Source organism: Streptomyces sp. NRRL F-5122, from assembly GCF_001507435.1.
Classification (GTDB): Bacteria; Actinomycetota; Actinomycetes; order Streptomycetales; family Streptomycetaceae; genus Streptomyces; species Streptomyces lannensis.
Genome location: NZ_LMWH01000254.1, coordinates 1 through 18,629, shown reverse-complemented (window position 1 = coordinate 18,629; position 18,629 = coordinate 1). Strand labels below are relative to the sequence as shown.

Sequence of the window (18,629 nt, the reverse complement as noted above, 5' to 3'; positions counted from 1 at the left end):
GATCAGGCCGCCTTCGGCGTCGAACCGGTGGCGGCCAGGGAGGTGACCGCGACCGCGCGGAACGCGATCCCGTGCCGTTTCTGCCCGTTGAAGTCGTTCTCCCACGGCCGGGCAATCAGGCCCGTCAGAGCGACCGGGGTGCCCATGGCCAGCTCACCGGAGATACCCGGCTCGGGGACGGTGACGGACAGGATCTCGACCTCGTCGTTCGCCGCGAACATCACGTCCACGGTCATCAACTTCGCCCCGGTCTCGGCATCGGTCGCGATCTCACCGGTCCGACGGTCCTTGACCTTCGGCTGCGGAGTCTTGGCGACCATCACGGTCGCGGCGGAGGTGTCGACGGGAATCTGACGCACAGCAGTTCACTCCTCTATAGAGGTTGGACTCCGTCACTCATGTACATGAGTGACATGAAGAAGAGTGTCTGACTCCTATACATGAGTCAACCCGCCGCGAAGAAGAACTCGCGACGGGCTGAAGAGAGTTGAGTCTGCGTCAGTCGACCGCAGGGATCCGGTACTCGAAGATGAACTGGTCAGCGGCCATGAGCGTGTCACAGACCTCCACCACACGACCCTCCGTCGTACGCGCCTCACGGACCAGATGAACCACCGGCGCACCGGGGCTCAGCGCCAGCTCCGACGCCTCCGCCTTGGAAGCCGTACGCGCCTGCAGCGTCTCCACGAACTCGGCGAACTCGTGCCCGTGATCCTCGAGTCGGGCGTAGATGCCACCGCCACCAGGGTTCTCGGCGAACAGCTCGGGGATGTCCTTGACGACATCCCACGGGAGGTACGACGTCGCGGTCTCGACGGGGGTGCCGTTGCGGAAGTAGAGGCGACGCCGGGCGAGCACCTGGGTGCCGGCGGAGACGCCCAGTCGCTCGGCGGCATCCTCGGGGGCCTCCATGGGGCCGATGTAGAGGACGCTCACCTTGGCCGTGGCGCCGGACTGCGCGGACTCCGCGAGGTAGGCGGCCTTGCCGCCCTGGCGGTGCGAGCGCCGGAAGCGGTCGGAGGAGCGATGCCGTACCGGCGGGCGATCCTTCACGATCGAGCCCTTGCCGTGCCGCGTCTCGACCAGCCCGCTCGCGCGCACCTCGACCATGGCCTTGCGAATCGTGCCGCCCGAGACGCCGTAGCGGTCCACCAGCTCCGACTCACTCGGCACCATCTCACCGGGCTTGAGGACACCGGCCCGGATCTGCTGAACGATCTGCTCGGCGATCTGCACGTACCGAGGTACGGCCCTCTCACCTCCTACCGCTGTTCCCATAGTCCTTCTCTTCCTCCTATGCTCCTGTACATGAGTAACAGTGCCCAGGAAGGCCAGTCAACGCCGCTGCACTCCGTGTCCGTCGCCGGAGTAGTAGTGCGCGAGGACGGACGCCTCCTGGCCATCCGCCGAGCCGACAACGGCACTTGGGAACTCCCCGGCGGCGTACTCGAACTCAACGAGACCCCCGAGGCCGGCGTCGCCCGCGAGGTCCTGGAAGAGACCGGCATCCACGTCGAGGTCGACGAGCTCACCGGGGTCTACAAGAACACGACGCGGGGCATCGTGGCCCTGGTCTTCCGCTGCAAGCCCTCAGGCGGCACCGAACGCACCTCCAACGAGTCCACGGCAGTCGAATGGCTCACGCCCGACGAGGTCAGCGAGCGCATGGCCGAAGTCTTCGCAGTCCGACTTCTGGACGCCTTGGACGGCAACGGCCCGCACGTGCGAAGCCATGATGGCAAGCACCTGGCACCGGCCCAATGACCATCGAACGCGCCCAGAAAATGAGCCGCAACCAGGCGATAGCCCTCGTGCAGCGCCTCCTGAACGGTGACACAGCCAACGAGGCAGAGGACTCCGACATCCTCGAAGCCCTAGAGCGTGGACTGGGCTGTCCGCACATCTCGGACTACATCTTCTGGGACTACGACCCCGCGTTCTCTGCCGAGAAAGTCGTCGACCGCGCCATGGCATACAAGCCCATCGCGCTTTAACGGATCTCTGCCACTCCAGGCCTATCGGCACCTACCCTGCCGCCAACACAGCGGTCGAGTCAGCTCGCGGCACCACGGTCAGCGCCGTCCTGATGGCCCCTCCAGCGGGCAACGAGCAACGCTCACAAGGCAGCGAGCGGAGCCGCAACGTCAGGCATCAACCGAGACAAGACAGCGGCATGCCATCCCAGCGGGATAGAACTTTCTCTACTCCATCAAGCCCCGGCTGCGCTCCGCTCCGCCGGGCGCGCTTCCCGGCTCCGCTGCGGGCGACGCTCCTGCCTTCGGCCCGCTCCGCCCGCGCTGCGCCGACGCGCGCCCACATGTGGATAGGGCAGTAGGCCATGAGTCGAGCACCGCATAGAGCGGCCCACGGTCAAGGCAATGCCTCCGGCGGGGGCGGCCGGCACCGGGATGGAGGGGGCGCCGCTTCCGACTGCGGGTCCGTAGTGGCGTGCGCGGGGAGCTCCCATCCCGCCTGCCATCGACCCAGGCAGAGCCGAGCAGACGCGGCCCCTGGCGTCCAGGTCGTTCGTACAGTGGCGCGCTCCACCTGGACGCCAGGAACCACGCCTGCTCCACGGTGTGTGGGTCGACGGCAGACGGGATGGGAGCTGGGGAAGGCGGCGGGTTGAGGAGGTGGCAAGGTCCAGCGATCATCGTCGTCACGGTGAGCTGGGGTGGGGTCGGATGCCCGCCGGGTTTGGTTCGTGAGGGGTCAGCCGACGCAGCCGGTGACGATGACGAGGCTGCCCGCGCAGTTGGTGGGGATGTTGTGCCGGATCTGGGACCGGTTCACGGTGAACTGGGTGTCGGTCCACACGCCGCCCGGTGCTGTGGTGGAGGCGTTGTTGTCCACCTCACTGTGATCGAGCGTCACCGCACCACCGACGGTGTTGTAGATGCCGCCGGCCTGTGAAGTGCCGGAGCCATTCGCGCTGTTGCGGTCGACGGAGCTGTACTGCAGCACGAGAGTGCCGCTGTCTTCATAAATGCCGCCGCCCTTGCCGTCGGCGCCTCCAACGACGTTGCCGGAGACCTCGGTCTTGACGAGCGTCATCAAGGCTGCATTCGAGATGCCGCCACCGGCGACACCCGCGGTGGTGTTGTTGAGGATCTTGCTGTTGATGAAATGCGCGGTGCCGGCGGTCATGTCGATACCAGCGCCCTCGAAACTTGAGGTGTTGTTCTTCAGGGTCGTGTTGCGGTAAATGGAGTCACCGCTCTCGTGGCCGATGGCACCGCCGCCACCGGCGAAGTTGCGGGAGAACACGACCCCGTCGGTGGTGACGGTACCGTCCGACTCCAGGCCGCCACCCTCGCCCGTCGTGTTGTTGAAGGTGAACTCGCTTCGGGTGATGTACGCCGTGGCTCCGAACTCGACATCGACGCCGCCTCCCTCGATGAAGGCGGTGTTGTTGTCGAGAGTGACCTTGTTGAGCTTCAGCATGCCGGCGGCGTCGACGAGGATGCCTCCCCCGTCATCGGGCGCGTTGCCGCCGCGGATCGTGAGGTCGTCGAGGCGGAGGTCACCGGTGGAGGTGACGTGGAAGATACGGAAAGCACTAGCGGTCAGTCCGTCGCGGACGATGGTGGAGTCCCGGCCCGCGATGGTGAGTTGTCTGTCGACGGGGGGCAGTCCGTCGTCGCCGCTGTAGGCCGTGGTCAGGTGGTAGGTGCAGTGGCGGGCGAGGACGAGGGTGGATCCCGCCGGCGCCATGGCGATCGCGTTGATCAGGGCCGCGGTGTCACACGGCACCGAAATCCCGTTCCCGCTTCCGCCTCCCGCGACGGCCGGTACCGCGCTCACGCCATTGGCGAGAACCGCGGCCAGGGCGGCGATGCCGGACAGGGTGGTGTATCGCATGGCTCTCCTTGAAGTGCAGGCACCTTCGGAGCACAGACGGTCCCTCATCCGCGTCCCGGACACTGCGAGCAAAGCCGCCCCCCGCACCTCGCCCAGTGAGCCGCAACCCCTCCTCACCCAGAAACAGCAGCAAATACAGCCAAGTAGCTGAATCCATCGCCCGACAGGACTGCAAGACGATGACACTTCCCCGTCACACCCTCCTGGCGAGCTCCGCAGGCGGGCAATGGAGAACGACGGCCGAACGCCTGAGAGCAGACCTCGCTCGCGTACAGCAGCGAAGTACAGCAACCACAGCGTCCTTCCCTGTCCAGCAACATCCTCCGGAGACCCTGAGGCGACGCTGTATGACCGTCACTGACCGATCTGTGTAGAGCTACGGATCAGAAGGTGCCCCCGTGCCCCACACCATCCCTGGCCGGCGCCCCTGACGGCAGTCTGACGGCAACGGCAACGGACGCCAGGGTACGCAGCGGGGTGTCACGAGGTGTCAACATCTGTCGTTGTCGGGCCGGATCATGCTCCTGGCCGCACGATCAACTCGCCTGAAAAGCAGAAGGTCGGCTGTGCCCTGCGTGCCCGATCCAGCGGGACGCAGCGGGGACTCACGGGGAACAGCGGCGCCGATCGCGTTCCGACCCAGGTCAGTGCCTTGCCAGGTCAGCCGCGATCCGCATACGGCGTCTTTCAAACTAGTGCTCCAGGATCCGAGCGCGGCGGCGCTTGACCGTGCCGTTGAAACTCCGCCGACCGCGCGGGCTACTGCCCCGCGAGGCTGCGATCGCAGTTGTGGTCGGCCCGTCGTGAACCATCGTGAACCCGTTCGGCGTACACCGCACGAAGCCTGAACGGCCGTGCATTCGCCAGCCGTTCGCCAACAGACGGGCCGTCCGAGTGAAAACCTCCGGCCGAGGTGAACATGTCGAAAGTGTCCCTTTAGATTCCTTTCTGGCTCGACGATGATTCAGCCGACCGACGTCAGGCGCCATCGATCACGTGCTCGGAAATACGTGACCGCATTCGAAAGAGGTGACCTCGGCGCCACGATGACAGGCGCTGCTCTCGCCTGGCGGCCATTGATGAACCAGCGATCAGTTCCTGCCGCAACCTCTCACGCCACGCGGCACAGCCCCCACAAGCCAAGCGCCGCTGGCAACTTGCGGCGCGGGCCATCCGCCGACGACGTGACCACAAGGAGTGAACATGGGCACAAAACCCAGCTTGGCCCGCGCGTTCGCGGCGGCGGCCGTGTACGCGTCAATCGCCGCGTGCACGGCGACCGGGACGCCGGAATCTGCGGCCTCCCACCCAGGTCCGGGGTCGAACGCCAGCCCAGTGTCGGGCACGGTGATCCAAGCTCCGGCGCTGCGCGGGGCGCAACAGATCTCGGCGAACGACCGGGTGTACACCGCCGACCAGGACTCCAATACGGTGAGTGTCATCAATCCGGCGACGAACAAGGTGCTGGGCACGATCGCTCTGGGCAAGCCGCGGTTGGACCCCAGCGCGGACGTGCTGGGGGCCATGTACGACGGGGAGATCGACGTGCACGGCCTGGGCTTCTCCCGGGACGGGAAGTGGCTCGACGTGATCGACGTGACCACCAACGCCATCCATATCATCGACACTGCGACCAACAAAGTAGTGCGCACCATGTACGTCGGCCGGGCGCCGCACGAGGGATTCTTCTCGCCGGACGGCACGCGGCTGTGGGTGGCGGTGCGCGGCCAGGACTACATCTCGGTGCTCGACTGGCGGGCCGGCAAGGAGGTCGACCGGATCCACACCGAGGACGGGCCGTCGAAGGTGGTCTTCAGCACCGACGGCAAACTCGCCTATGTCAACCACCTGCGCGCCTCACGGCTGGACATGATCGATGTGGCCTCCCGCCGGATCATCAAGCGCCTGCCGATTCCCGAACAGGCGGGTGGGTCCTCCGACGAGGCCATCTCGCCCGACGGCCGGGACATCTGGCTCGGCATGCCGGTCAACGGCCGGACCACCGCTGTGGTCAATGCACAAACCTTCCGTGTGGAGGCGGTGATGAACACGGGGCCGCGCACCAACCACCCCAACTTCGTCACCGTCGGCGGCGTCGACTACGCCTACATGACCGTCGGCGGACTGGACGAGACCTTGGTGTACCGCCGATCGAAGACCGGGGCGCCGCCCACGCTGGTGAAGACCATCCACAACCACGGCCACGGCCCCCACGGCATCTGGCCGAGCCCCGATAACACCAGGATCTACGTCGCCCTACAGAACTCCGACGCGGTTGACGTCATTGACACGCACACGAACTCGGTGATCAAGACCCTCCCCATCGGTCAGTCGCCCATGGCGCTGGTGTACGTGGCCCGCAACACTCCAGCCACCAGCACACAAAACCTGGGCCGGCAGGGTCTGGGCATGCGCACAGAGAACCTCCCCCTGCGCGTCTCCGGTAGCTCCGGCGAGGGCACGGCTCTGATCCGGGCACTCCCGGGCATCAACGAAGTCACCATCGGAGCCACTGGGTTGCCACCCAACCAGATGTTCACCGCCTACGCCAGCGACGGCACCCGCACCACAGCGCTAATGACCATGATGAGCAACGAGTTCGGCAGGATCGACGAAGGCCTGTCCTATTCGTACTTCTTCGCCAACCACTACACCTCCGTCATCCTCAAGCCTGGAACTCCACCCGGCGAGCACGAGCCAGGCCCGGCAATGCCCATGGCATGACGGACGCATGGCGGCGCAGTCATGTGGTCAGCGCGTGATCGGTGACCGTGTCTGCGCCCCGGGCGGCTCCCGCAGCGCCGACCGCCTGACGCCGTGTGGTGCGGCATCCAACGGCAGGCTGCGACGTTCCATCGGCGCGACGTCGTGCCAGACGACGAGGTGCGCGCCAAACGCCTGGTCTCACTTCTGGTCTCATTCGCATGCGTACCACCCAGTCCGGATGAGCACCAGCGCAGGTTGAGATCCAGGGCAACGAGTACGCATAGACGCAGGTGAACGACTCCGTACGGCCGTCCGATGGGCACGAGCACACTTGGAAAGCGTGTTGGCCGTGCGCCGGTTCAGCAGGTGTCTGGTCGTGCCAAGCCTGGTTTGGATTGCCGTACGCCAGTGCACGCCACCAGCGCGCTGCCGTCCGCGTCGAGAAACAGCATGAAGATCCACGATCCGTCGGCAGTCCTGATCTGCCCCAATCGAACCGGTCGGCCGTATAGGTCGAGGCGTTGCACGGCCCGGGCCAAGCCGGAGGTCTCGATGCCCCGCCGAAGGGTGTGACGGAGTCGGCGCCCGTAGACCGTCGCGAGTGACTTGGGTGAGGTCGTCCCGTCCCAAACGACGTATGAAGCGTCGGCGCGGAGTGCAGCGAGAGCGGCCGCCGACGTGTCGTCGCCACGACCCAGCAGCCGTTCGAGCTGCTCCCGTTTCATGGCCCCACCCTGAGGCATTGGCGAACCTCGTATCGAACCGCTCAGCAGGTGTCAGCCCACCTGGCCCGGCTCGAACGGGCTGGTCCCCTCCACAGCGGGCCGGTGCTGCGGGTCTACAGCGAGCCGGCCGACGCAGGCAGACTCATGGTAGGACGGCCGTCAGCGCCCTTGCACCCGTGTTTCCCCACAAGGCAGATGGAGCAAGGCTGAGTGTCTAACTGCGTGACAACGCCGACGAACACCGGCGGACGAGCGCGGACGTCAGCGGACCATCGGCGCAGGTGAGCAGCACACCAGCCCAAAGCCGGACGCCCACCCAAGTTGCTTCGGGACGAAGCGGTCACGCCACCCGGGCCAGCCGTAGGGTGAGGGCGTGCGAAACGACCGACACGACGAACCCCTCTCCGACGAGGAACTGGAACTCTTCTTGCAGTACCTCCATCGCTTCGCCAAGCACGACGTCGATCAGTTCGTACTCATGGAGGTAGGTGACCCCGACTACCCGTGCTACCTGGACTTGTCCCGGGCGCCGGCTCCCGGAGCCGATCCTGCCGTCTACCGTCGCCCGTAGCCGAACAGGGCGGGGCATCTGACATCCACGGCTGACATCAACGGCACCGGACGTCAGCAGCTCCAGGCGGCCGTAGGCGCCAGCTCAAGCTTCGCGGCAATCGCCTGCCGAGGATGTCGGATCGAACTTGTAAAGCGGCGGTCGCATCAAGTGACCCGTCTCACCGAAGTTTTGATCAGTCTCACCGCAGCTTCACGGGGTTGGACTTCGTCTCATCGGACTTTCACCGCTCGCTGATCCGGGAGCCGTGTCAGAGGCGGGGGCTAGGGTGCGGAGCCGTGGACGCTGCTGATCTTGACTATCAGGCCCGAACGTTGACGGGCTGCATTCCTTCATCACTGGTAGCCCGGCTTCTCGAGCTCGGCCATGAGCGGGAGGTGGAGCTGCAGGCCGGCCGCGGGGAGTGGTTCTGCGCACTGGCGTGGGCGCGATTGCTGGGCGATCGACAGCAGTACGCGCGGGCGCTGGAGGTGCTCGCCCCGTACATCGCGACGGGCTGGTGGCCAGCGGCCCAAGCCCAGGCCGAGCTGCTGGAGGGTTGGGGACGGGCCGACGAGGCGATCGCGCTGTGCCGCCCGTACGCGGAGGCCGGGGACCGGCTGGTCCTGAACTTCTTCGCTCGCCTGCTGTCCCGTCACGGCCACGGCGCCGATGCGTTCGCGCTGCTGCGGCCCGGAATCGATGACTGGTTCCTCGCCGAGGGCCTGGTGGACGTCGCCGAAGTCGCGGGGCTGGACGAGGAGGCTGCCGCGCTGTTGGAGGCCCGCATCGCCGCAGCGGTCCCGGCCTGCGACGACCCCGACTGCGGCAGGCTTCGCCTCGAACCGTCCAACGCCTTCCCTCTGCTCGCCGCCATCCGGGAACGACAGGGCGGGATTGAGGAGGCGATCGAACTGCTGCGCCGCCGGGAAAGCACCTCGGTCAACGGCCGCGACGCGCTGGCCGACCTGCTGGCCAGACACGACCGGATCGAGGAACTGCGCGCGTACGCGGCCTCCGAGTACCACGGGCACGCCGCGCAGCGCCTGGCCGAGGTCTTTGAGGAGCGCGGCGATGCGGAAGGAGCGATCACCGTCTACGGACGTTCGCTGAAGAGTCCGACGGCATGTGGCACGTGGTCGTCCCGCTGTCCGAACTCCTGGTCCGGCACGGGCAGGGTAACGAGGCGATCGGAGTGATACGTACCCTCGCCGACCGGCCTGGCGGCGCGGAGGACTGGATCGTCCACACGCTGTGCACCCTGTACGCCGACCTAGGCCGAGCCCCCGACGGCCTGGCCTACCTCGACATTCTCAAGGCGCGCCGCGGCGGCAAGGAAGACTGGGACTTCTTCCGGATCCGGCTCCTTCTCATGGTTCGCCTCGGCCTGCTCGACGAAGCAATCGAGCAGACCCAGACGCACCCCGAACAAGACACCTGGTACGCGGCCTGGTCTCTGTCCGACCTCCTCGCCACGGCCGGCCGCGCCGAGGAGGCCCTCTCCGTTCTTGAACGACACCCGGCCTGCAACACCTCGCTCCGGGCCAAGTGCCTCATCGACCTCGGCCGCATCGAGGAAGCGGTGCAAGTTCTCCGACAACGCCCGCAGCCCGCACCGGCAGACGATCCTTGGGCCGGCACCCACTCCACCGAACCGCCCTTCTGACACTGCTCCACCAGCTCGGGTCGCTGCTGAGTGCTGTGGTCAAACTTCCTTGAGACCGACCAAACTTCGGTGAGACGGGTCATCAAGGCCCAGACGGCAGTGACGGCAACGCTGACGGGAACGAGTGCGGACGACGACAACACCTGACGGCCTGTCACGGAAACCCGGCAGACTTGCTGGCCCAGCCAACTGGGGTGTGCCCGCATCTTCTAAGCGCCTGGTCGCTCGGCGCGTGCCACAGCCGTGCCACACAAGGCGGTCAGCTGCGGTCAACACCGGTTCGCCTCGGTCGAGATGGGCCGCTGACCTGGGGCGCTCCATAGCCGGAGTGACCTGCGTGCCAGGCTCGTGCCTGACCGCCACCCTTACAAGGCGGATGTCGGCGGTTCGAAACCGTCCGCGCCCACCAGGAAAAAGGCCCCCAGCCGATCATGGCTGGGGGCCTTTGACATCCGGATCTGACATCAGTGCTGCGGCTACTCGCGCTGTAGGCGCCGCATGAGCAGCCGGTCCATGTGGCTGACCGCCTCGCGGTGCGTGTCCTGGACGACGTTGGCGTAGACGTTACGTTGCGCGGCTCGATCGATCGCCCCGTACGCGTGGTGAACACGTAGTCACTGTCCTTCCAGCGATCGCGCACGCTCACGCATCGCGGCCTGGCGCATCCGCCTGAGGAAGAGCCGCAAGTGCGAGAGCCCGACGAGGGGAGCGGCCAGGCTCCTGCTCCACGTGGCGACCGGGCAAAAGCGATATTCGGCTCACTGCCGCGTTGGCCAATCTCCGGCTATGGCGGAGAAGGCGCAGATTCGCGGTCGGCCGATCAAGACGCTCGACGACTTCTGGGACGCTGTGGCTGGGCCCTGCGGACTGCCTGAGTGGTTCGGACGGAACCTGGATGCGTGGGCGGACACCATCCAGACCCGGGGAATCTCCGAGGTTATTGATTGTCATGACGTTCTCGTCATCCACGTGGACAAACAGGGCCTCTTTGCCTCCAGTGATCGTGAGGCGCGATCACTGAGACGGTGCTTCGCGGGTCGGCAGAACCGACTGGTCGTGCGTCAGTTGCCCTGACACGATGATCGCGGGTGGTCTGCGCCCGATACCGAGCGAACACCGCGACTGACACCAACAGCGGTCGACGAAGGCGTATTCGCGTGGACTCCGGCGACCGCTTGGGCGTCGTACATCAGCTGACTTCCAGCGCCGACAGTGTGTGATGATCAATCTGATAATGATGAGGCCAGATCTCAAGTCGGCATCCCACACTGGCGCCGTCCTCGCCGATGGATGGCACCCGAAAGCTCGACCGGGTCTTTTAGACTCGGTTCGACCTACGTCAGCTTCCGCAGGTAGAAGGCACCTCGTGCCATGCAGCCAATGGCCGCAGAGAGAAGCAGGCCGACGATAACGGACTGCTTCGCCTTCTGCTGAAAGCTGTCGTCCAGCGCCTCGAACGTTCCCCAGGGGGCTCGATGCACAGGGACGTCATCACCAGCGCGCCCCGGGTACCGGACCTTCGCCAGCGGAACAGTCGTGCCTGCACCATCAGAGACGAATCGCCCTTCACAGAGGGTGTAGGAGCCGCCCTTGCCGCCATCCTTCCGTACGCAACTGGACGTGGCGATCTGCCCGCTTTCCCCCAGGACGCCGAGCACCACCGCCGCCTGCACTCCGATGAACACGGTGATGCTCAGGAGCGCCGGCCCGAGGAAGGCCCAAGCGCCTGCAGCACCGTACTGCCTGGATTGGTGCTCTCTCTGCGATATAGCCACTTCGGCATTCTGCTGGGCTCGTGGACCTCCCGTGCCCGATCGAGCGGGAACTCCACGGTAGACCCTCCAATTACCTGCGATCGGCTTGTTCTTCAGCCTGTTCGACGCGTACCGGGCCGAGCGCAACCGGACTATCAGGCCTCAGCCGACGGTTAGCGGCTCGGCGTCGGGTGATGTAATCGCCTCTCTTCGCGACCTGCGGTTCGGCATGCTCGCAGATGTGAGCGCCTACAGCAGCGACCAGGACCTGTTGGTAGCCGACGTGACGGGCAATGGTGTGGAGGTGGATGTCGCAACCAACCTCCTCAACGGCAGGATCCGGCTGTCACTGCTGTGGACGCAGGAGATCTACCTGACACCCGATGATGCGGAACAGGCGGCGCATGCGCTGCTGCCGGCAGCCGAGCGGGGCCGCGGCCCGGGGCGCGTATCGGCCTGAGAAGTGGTGGCGAGCCACCACTCTCCGAGGTCCGTCTCATGGCTTCCGATCGGCCGCATGGTTCGGTTCCTCCTTCTCAGCGCAGTTGCTCGGCCAGTCCGACGATGATGCCCTCCGGTCCGCGGAGGTAGCAGAGCAGATAGCTGTCCTCGAACCGGGCGATCTCGCCGACGAGTTCGGCGCCGTGAGGGCGCAGGCGGGCAACGGTGTCCTCGAGGTCGTCGACGGCGAACATGACGCGGTGCGTGCCCAGGATGTTGTGCGGCCGGTTGCGCGGCCCGGCGCTGATCACCGCGGGGCTGTGGTACTTCGCCAGCTCGAGCCGGCTGTGACCGTCCGGGGTCCGGACCATCGCGATGTCACAGCGGACGCCCTCGAGTCCGGTGCACTGGTCGGCGAAGGGGCCCTTGATCTCCGCCGTGCCCTCCAGCTCCATACCGAGTTCCTCGAAGAACGCGATGGCGGCATCCATGTCCTCGACGACGATGCCGACGTTGTCCATCCGCTGAATCGCCATGCTGGTTTCTCCTTCTTCCTCGTGCGGCCGGTGGTGGCCGCTGATGTCCCTGGGACGGAGCCGGTGGCACGTTCTCGACATCCGCAGACTGCCGAACTTCGAAGAATCTGGAACGCGCCTCGCCGTCCAACAGTCACATCGATGGCACCGGCATCCCGATCCGGCGCGTCCACCGCCACGCGAACGTTCCAGGCTCCTCGGTCGCCCAACCGGTGCACGGACCGGGTGCGGCCTTCGACGTCGCCGACAGCCGGGCGTGGGTCGTCCAGGAGGAGTCTGCGCCAGGGTCAGCCCTCGGCGCTCGCGGGGACCTCGCCGGGCTTGTCGACGACCCCGCGCTCCATGATGGCGTCGATGCCGTACAACGTGTCGGCGGTGACGCCCGTGCGCTTGCCGGCGGTCATGTATGACCGTGAGCCGAGATAGGCGAGGGTGTTCTTGTTGAAGATCCACTCGTCACGGGTGGCGGATGCGGGGTCCTTACGGGTGATGCCGATGCCGTGACGGCCTGCAGCGTCGACCGTGTCGGGTATCACGGTGACTCCGGGGATCCTCTCGACGACCTTGTACAGAGCCGAGGCGGTGGCGGGCGGCATGATCGTCGACCCCAGCAGGTCGCCGACGTTCCTGAAGACGGTCTCGTCCTGCGAAAGGCTGCCCCACGGCTTGGTCTGTGCGTAGAGCAGTGTGCGCAGGGCTTCGGGATCCGTGGGCAGTGTGGCCAGCCACGTGTAGGTGGGGTGGTCCAGGCCGGCGTGCACGGGCGTGGGGGTGACGATGGGGATCCGCTGACCAGGCATCACAGCGTCCTTGCCCGTTTCGCGCATCCAGCCCGTCCTGGTGGTGGGGCCGGAGCCCTGGACGGTCCAGACTTCGGTCTTGTGCAACGCCCCGAGCCGGACCGAGCCGCCCAAGGTGCCCGTGTTCTCCCGGGTCAGGCTCTCGGCATACACGAGCTGGCTGTCCTTCACCGGCTTCACGTCCCGTGACATGGCGGCGGCGGCGATCCGGTCGAGGGTGGCGGACGCGCTGTCGTCCTTTGCCGACTCGGCCGCGGAGTCTGCCCGCCTGGGGGTGGAGGCGTTGTCGTTGCCGGATGCGGTGACGACCAGCACACCGGTCAGCGCGGCTGCCACGGGCAGGACCATCGCGGGGCGGAGCAGCCGACGGCGGGGCTGTGCCGTCGACGTTCGAGTGTCGGAGACGCGGTCCTGGTCGATCTGGTGCATCAGAACTTCCTTGTGGTGGAGATGGCGGCTCGGCGAGAGGTCCCAAGCGGCCGAGGTCGCCAGCAGTTCTTCCGCCTCACTCTCGGCCGGGCCGATGCCGTGCGGATTGTCGGCGTTCATCGGGTTTCCTCCTGCAGAAAGAGCGCCGCGAACGCGGCCTCGCCCTCTATCTCTCCGCGAGCACCGCCCGGTTCCACCCTCGCGTCATCACGCGCCGGTGCGGCACTCAGCCTGGCCAGCCGGCTCCGGGCGCGCGAGAGCCGTGAGCGCACGGTGCCGACCGGGATGTTCAGGGCCTCGGCGGCCTGCTGGTAGTCCAGCCCGGCCGCCACGCACAGGGCGATCACTTCCCTGTCCTGGCGGCGCAGTTGGCGCAGTGTGTCGTGGACGGCGGCCAGACGGCGGGCGTCGTCGATCCGGCCGACCGTCTCGTCCGCGAAGTCCTGGACGGGGCGAGGCTCCGGGCTGCGCGCCAGGAAGGCCAGCTTTCGCCACAGTCCACGGTTGGCGTTGTGCGCCTTGTATGTGGCTATGCCGAGCAGCCACGGAGTGAGGGAGTCACCCTCCGGCTCCACGGTCTCCCGCGCGCGCCAGGCTGCGAGGAAGGTCTCGGACATGACGTCCTCGGCCTCCGACCAGCTGCCGGTCAACCGCAGCGCGTGGTTGTACACCGCCCGCGCGTTTTGCTCGTACAGGTCGGCGAACGCGGCACGGTCTCCTGCCCGTATTCGCCCACGCGACGACTCTGCTGGTTCTGTGTGCGTCACATTCATTACCCTCCGCCGCCCCGGCCGAGTTCCTGTGTCCGCTGTCACACAGCTGCCGAGGCGGCATGAGAGTCATGGAAACACGTGCGGGCGGGCACATGCGGCGCCCGTAGGCCGCTGCCGGACCGAGAGGAGCTGTGCGGGCTCATGTGCGTGCCGCGTGCTCAGATCCGATGGGATTCCCTGCCGCGGGAGCTGGACATCGTCCATGGGGCGATGACGTCGGACACGGCCCAGAACTCGGACAACTTCGGCCGGCGACGACCCCTGAGTGCTCGGGCGCTGTGTACTTCTTCTAGCGCTGGGACTGCCTGTCCTCACTGGGCACGCCGGTCTCCACGGCAGTGGAGTCATGCCTCTGTGCCGCGATCATGCGCTGACGCTCAGCATGTTCATCGGTACGGGCGTCGTAGGACATCAGCCGCGGCAGCGAGATGGCGAGCAGGCCGGCGGCGGCCACACACATAAGGCCGCCCGACCAGACCGAGGCGCGGACGCCGACGAGGGCGGCCATGCCGCCGGCGCGGACCTGGCCCAGCTGAAGGCCCGCGATGGAGAACATCTCGAAGCCGGCGAGACGGCCGCGCAGCTCGTCGGGGATCGTCTGGTTCCAGATCGTCCGGCGGAAGATGCCGCTGATCGTGTCGCAGCCGCCCGCGACGGTGAGGAGGAGCAGCACCAGCCAGACGTTGTGCACCAGGCCCGTCATCGTCATCGTGAGGCCGAATGTGGTGGCCGAGAGGATCTGCATGCGGCCGTGGTGATGGATGCGGGACGACCAGCCGCTGGTGAGGCTCACCATGAGCGCACCGGCCGGCAGCGCCGCGTACATCAGCCCCAGGGACCAGGGTGCGTCGAGGTCGTCGGCGAGGAAGGGGAAGACCGCGATGGGGAACCCGAGGCCGGTCTGGGCCACGTCGACGGCGTAGGTGCCGAGCAACTCCTTGCGCCTCCACGCGTAGCGTGCGCCGTCCGCGATCGAGCGCAGTGACGGCTTCCCGGTGCCACGCCGGGCGGGGGCCGGCCGCAGGCGCAGACCGAGGGCGACCGAGACCGCGAAGGTGGCGACGTCGATGACGTAGGCCCACTGAAGACCGGCGAGGGCGATGAGGAGGCCCGCAAGGGACGGGCCCGCGATCGAACCGATCTGCCAACGCAGGGCGTTGAGGGCGCTGGCAGCGGTGAGCTGGTCGTGCGGGACGACGCGGGGCACCATCGCGTCCAGCGCCGGGCGCTGCAGGCCGCCGAGAGCGCTGCTCAGCGCCGCGACGATGTACAGCGGCCAGACCAGGGGGTGCGGAAGCAGCGCGTTGGCCAGGAGGGCGACCATCAGCAGACCGAGTGCCGCCTCCGTGTACACGATCAGCTTGCGGCGGTCGAGGGCGTCCGCCAGCGCACCACCGTAGAGCCCGAAGAGGATGAGCGGTATCAGCTCGACCGCGCCGACTGCGCCGACTGCCAGGGGTGAGTCGGTCAGCTCCTTCAGCTGGACGGGCAAGGCCACCAGGGTCAGGGCGCTGCCGAAGTTCGTGATCAGCCCCGAGCACCACATCAGCCGGAAATCGCGGGAAGACCGCCAAGGGGCGAGGTCAGGGAGCAAGCGAGGCACGGGACGCGATCCTGGCGGTCTGTGACCGTCAGGGCAACCGTTATTCCATCGGACCGCGCTCACCTCTGCTCCGCTCTCGCCATACACCCGGGGCGTATCGGTTCGCACGCACAAGGGCAAACAACCATGGACGCTCCGCGGACCGTCGCAGCACCTGAGGGGCATTCCAGTCTGCGGCCGGGCGCTCAGCCCGGAACGAGTGCGTCCCACTGATCGCGAGTCGGGCCGTCGTACGTCGGCGAGAGGTCTGGATGGGCGGCCAGCCAATCGGTTACAGCTCGGTCCACTTCGTCGGTGCCGTAAGCCTCGTCGGCCGGTTGCAGGAGATGGCGAACCTGGGCACGGGCTCGCATGACGACGGGATCGTCAAAGGCGCAAGCGGCCAGGGCCGCAGTGCGCAGATCCGAGGATGGTGAATTCTCGGTGAGGCGTTGTTCGTTGCCACGATCGGCCGCCACCTGCGCGTCGAACCACGGGCGGAGGACCTGTGCCGTCCAGGTGTGGTAGCCGATGGGGTCCGCGGCGGCCTGGTCGACATGGGCGGCGAGGTGTTGGGCAGCACGCAGGCCGAGGGCCACGCCATGGCCGAGGGTGGGGTTGGTGTGGACGAGGCTGTCCCCGGCGTTGACCAGGCCCGTGACGACAGGTCCGTCATCGTCGACGAGGGAGGTCCAGCGGTTGTCCAGGCCGGCCATCGCCAGGACGGCTGTCTGTGCCTCGGGGGCCAGGTCGAGCCAGGCGGCGGTGGCGGGAAAGCGGCGGGCGACGGCCTCGAACACGGCAGGGTCGGTGAGCGCGCCGCGGCTCGGATCACTCGTGGAGAGCACCAGGCTCACCGCGAAGGTGTCGTTGTCGGAAGGGAAGACTCCGGCGAGCGCGAACGGTGCGGCCGAGCCGGTCTTCACCCGTCCGGGGTCACGCGGGCCGTCGGGACGCAGGCGGTACCAGCGGCACAGATAGGCGATCCCGGCGCGGTGGCTGTCGACCACGGGCGGGCGGCAGCCGGCCGCGGTCAGCCAGCCGGGGACCGGCGAGCGGCGACCGGACGCGTCGATGACGAGGTCCGCCCGGTGCATTTCCACACCCACCTGCACGCCGGTGACCCGGGCAGGGCGGCCGTTCCCGAAGGTGAGGGCGCGCACCCGGCAGCCTCGCCGGACTTCAACGGTGGGTTCCCGCCACACGGCCGCGGTCAGGGCGGCCTCCAACACGATGCGGCGGGTGCGCAGGGTCACCAAGTCCTCATCGCCGTCTCGATGCGGCGGGTGCTCGCCGAACCAGTCGAAGTCGTGGTATTCCCGTGCTCCGCGTATCAGCAGGTCCGTGTAGACATCAGGGGTCTCGGTGCGCAGTACGGTGCGGACGGGCGCGAGGAAGGAATGGGGATGGTTGGCCTGCGGGACTCGGGGTCTGTCCCATTGGAAGAAGTCCCTGTTCAGGTCCTCTCCGGCCTGCCGCGCGTCCTGCTCGAACAACGTGACCACGTGGCCCCGTCGGCCAAGCATGAGCGCCGCCCCCAGTCCGCTGATACCCCCACCGATCACCGCAACCCGCGCCACCGATCTCCCCTTCGCGTCGTGTTGCGGAATGAGCCTAATGCTGGAAGATCATTCGCCTTCACCAAGTGAGCGACGCACTGGACCGTGGCCCGAGGGATCTCCTCGACGAGCTCCGGGAGCCGGCCCTCCCGCTCGAAGACGTTCAGGGTCAGGGCGAAGTCCGTACGCCCCGACAGGGGCCGAGGGCAAAGGGGCGGGAGACCTGAACGCCCGTGAGTGGCACGGGAGTTGGCTGGCGGATGAGGTCAGGGACGGGAGGCCGAGTGTCTGCCCAGCTCAGCACGCGCTTTCAGGCTCTGCCCGGCGCGCCACGCGGTAGCGGAAGCAGACGACTCTTGAGTTGAAGGTGCGGGTCTGGACGAGTTCGAGATCCACCCGGCGCTCGTGCCGGGGAAAGAACGGAATGCCACCGCCGACCAGCACCGGGTGGACCCTGGCCCGGTACTCGTCGATCAGACCCAACTCGGCCGCCCCTGCGGCGAGAGTCGCGCCGCCGATCGCGATGTCGCCCTGCCCCGGCTCGGTCCGCAAGCGCTCGATCTCCTCCGCCAGGCCGCCGCCGGCCAGGCGGGCGTTGCCCTGCACCGCAGAGAGCGTGGTGGAGAACACCACCTTCGGAAGCCGCTTCCAGATCGCGGCCCACTCGAGCCTCGAGTCGTCGAGCGATGGATCCTGGTCGGCGGTCTCCCAGTACAGCATCGTCTCGTACAGCCGCCGTCCCAGCAGGTGGACGCCGACCTCTCGAATCTCGTCGATCCAGGAGCGGAAGACCTCCTCGTCGGGCGGCGTCCAGTCGAAGCCGCCGTCCGGACCGACGATGTAGCCGTCAAGTGAGACATTCATCGAATAGGTCACGCTGCGCATCAGAAGTCCTCCTCGGCAACGGGTTCGACAGTACGACCGCCGGACGCCGCAGAACTCATCGCGGTTCCCGCAGTCCCCTTCGTCGGGGCTGAATGGGCACGCGCCGAATGTCCTCACTCGGCCGGTTCTTGGGCCCGCGGCCTGCCTGAGCAGTCGGTCTCGGATCCAGGACGCCTGGCAGGTCGTCGATCTGCGCATCGAGACTGACGTACTCCGTCGACCCTCGTTCCCGCGCCTGGCCATCTGTCGACCGATGAATCGGTACCCCGTTATCTTCTTTGCGGTCCTGCAAGAGGGCCGCTGGCCTCCGGGCCCGGCATGGCTGTTGCCCCCTGTCGAACGGATGACCTGGGGGGTGGTGT

18 protein-coding genes are annotated in these 18,629 nt (G+C 67.1%); 8 read left to right on the top strand and 10 right to left on the bottom strand.

Going from position 1 to position 18,629, the window contains the following annotated elements; translation table 11 throughout:
* Positions 1-2: 2 nt before the first annotated feature.
* Both ADL25_RS31970 and ADL25_RS31965 read right to left on the bottom strand, forming a co-directional pair.
* Positions 3-359: a hypothetical protein gene (locus ADL25_RS31970; protein WP_059131380.1), complete on the bottom strand. Its 357-nt coding sequence runs from the start codon at positions 357-359 to the stop codon at positions 3-5.
* A 139-nt stretch (positions 360-498) separates the two neighbouring features.
* On the bottom strand, positions 499-1,278 hold the full coding sequence (locus tag ADL25_RS31965; protein ID WP_059131379.1) for a GntR family transcriptional regulator: 780 nt from the start codon (positions 1,276-1,278) through the stop codon (positions 499-501).
* A gap of 18 nt (positions 1,279-1,296) precedes the next feature.
* Here ADL25_RS31965 and ADL25_RS31960 point away from each other — a divergent pair, with 18 nt between their 5' ends.
* Entirely contained in the window at positions 1,297-1,764 is a 468-nt protein-coding gene (locus ADL25_RS31960) for an NUDIX hydrolase (RefSeq protein ID WP_059131378.1), read from the top strand.
* Positions 1,761-1,994: a hypothetical protein gene (locus ADL25_RS31955; protein WP_059131377.1), complete on the top strand. Its 234-nt coding sequence runs from the start codon at positions 1,761-1,763 to the stop codon at positions 1,992-1,994. Before ADL25_RS31960 ends, ADL25_RS31955 begins: the two co-directional genes overlap by 4 nt.
* A gap of 718 nt (positions 1,995-2,712) precedes the next feature.
* On the opposite strand, the gene ADL25_RS31950 is transcribed toward ADL25_RS31955, so the two are convergent.
* The gene (locus ADL25_RS31950) at positions 2,713-3,861 is read right to left on the bottom strand and encodes a hypothetical protein (RefSeq protein ID WP_059131376.1); all 1,149 of its coding nucleotides are present in this window, start codon (positions 3,859-3,861) and stop codon (positions 2,713-2,715) included.
* 1,347 nt (positions 3,862-5,208) lie between these two features.
* On the opposite strand from ADL25_RS31950, the gene ADL25_RS31945 reads away from it, so the two are divergent.
* The 5 genes from ADL25_RS31945 to ADL25_RS46770 all read left to right on the top strand — a co-directional run bounded on the left by ADL25_RS31945 (position 5,209) and on the right by ADL25_RS46770 (position 10,582).
* Positions 5,209-6,585, top strand: coding sequence for a YncE family protein (locus tag ADL25_RS31945; protein WP_159045051.1), 1,377 nt, complete (start codon positions 5,209-5,211; stop codon positions 6,583-6,585).
* Between the two features lie 1,080 nt (positions 6,586-7,665).
* Positions 7,666-7,863 (top strand): hypothetical protein, encoded by a 198-nt coding sequence (locus ADL25_RS31940; RefSeq protein ID WP_059131374.1) that lies wholly within the window; start codon positions 7,666-7,668, stop codon positions 7,861-7,863.
* Positions 7,864-8,240: 377 nt separating this feature from the next.
* On the top strand, positions 8,241-9,041 hold the full coding sequence (locus ADL25_RS50885) for a tetratricopeptide repeat protein (protein ID WP_234381118.1): 801 nt from the start codon (positions 8,241-8,243) through the stop codon (positions 9,039-9,041).
* The gene (locus ADL25_RS50880) at positions 9,038-9,508 is read left to right on the top strand and encodes a CDC27 family protein (RefSeq protein ID WP_234381117.1); all 471 of its coding nucleotides are present in this window, start codon (positions 9,038-9,040) and stop codon (positions 9,506-9,508) included. The genes ADL25_RS50885 and ADL25_RS50880 overlap by 4 nt, the downstream gene beginning before the upstream one ends.
* A 786-nt stretch (positions 9,509-10,294) precedes the next feature.
* Positions 10,295-10,582, top strand: coding sequence for a barstar family protein (locus ADL25_RS46770; RefSeq protein WP_079050705.1), 288 nt, complete (start codon positions 10,295-10,297; stop codon positions 10,580-10,582).
* 260 nt (positions 10,583-10,842) lie between these two features.
* Here the strand turns inward: ADL25_RS46770 and ADL25_RS31930 are convergent, their stop codons facing one another.
* Positions 10,843-11,283, bottom strand: coding sequence for a hypothetical protein (locus ADL25_RS31930; RefSeq protein WP_059131373.1), 441 nt, complete (start codon positions 11,281-11,283; stop codon positions 10,843-10,845).
* An 85-nt stretch (positions 11,284-11,368) separates the two neighbouring features.
* Here ADL25_RS31930 and ADL25_RS31925 point away from each other — a divergent pair, with 85 nt between their 5' ends.
* Positions 11,369-11,722, top strand: a complete 354-nt coding sequence (locus ADL25_RS31925) for a hypothetical protein (RefSeq protein ID WP_234381116.1) — start codon at positions 11,369-11,371, stop codon at positions 11,720-11,722.
* A gap of 76 nt (positions 11,723-11,798) precedes the next feature.
* Here ADL25_RS31925 and ADL25_RS31920 read toward each other — a convergent pair whose 3' ends face one another.
* The 6 genes from ADL25_RS31920 to ADL25_RS31895 all read right to left on the bottom strand — a co-directional run bounded on the left by ADL25_RS31920 (position 11,799) and on the right by ADL25_RS31895 (position 18,267).
* On the bottom strand, positions 11,799-12,239 hold the full coding sequence (locus ADL25_RS31920; RefSeq protein WP_059131372.1) for a VOC family protein: 441 nt from the start codon (positions 12,237-12,239) through the stop codon (positions 11,799-11,801).
* Positions 12,240-12,526: 287 nt separating this feature from the next.
* Positions 12,527-13,588 (bottom strand): CU044_5270 family protein, encoded by a 1,062-nt coding sequence (locus ADL25_RS31915; RefSeq protein ID WP_059131371.1) that lies wholly within the window; start codon positions 13,586-13,588, stop codon positions 12,527-12,529.
* Complete coding sequence (locus ADL25_RS31910) at positions 13,585-14,241, bottom strand: RNA polymerase sigma factor (RefSeq protein ID WP_059131370.1); 657 nt, start codon at positions 14,239-14,241, stop codon at positions 13,585-13,587. The genes ADL25_RS31915 and ADL25_RS31910 overlap by 4 nt, the downstream gene beginning before the upstream one ends.
* A 289-nt stretch (positions 14,242-14,530) precedes the next feature.
* Positions 14,531-15,844, bottom strand: coding sequence for an MFS transporter (locus tag ADL25_RS31905; RefSeq protein ID WP_059131369.1), 1,314 nt, complete (start codon positions 15,842-15,844; stop codon positions 14,531-14,533).
* A 185-nt stretch (positions 15,845-16,029) separates the two neighbouring features.
* Positions 16,030-17,403, bottom strand: a complete 1,374-nt coding sequence (locus ADL25_RS31900; protein WP_059131368.1) for an NAD(P)/FAD-dependent oxidoreductase — start codon at positions 17,401-17,403, stop codon at positions 16,030-16,032.
* Positions 17,404-17,679: 276 nt separating this feature from the next.
* Positions 17,680-18,267, bottom strand: coding sequence for a dihydrofolate reductase family protein (locus tag ADL25_RS31895; protein ID WP_059131367.1), 588 nt, complete (start codon positions 18,265-18,267; stop codon positions 17,680-17,682).
* Positions 18,268-18,629: the final 362 nt, after the last annotated feature.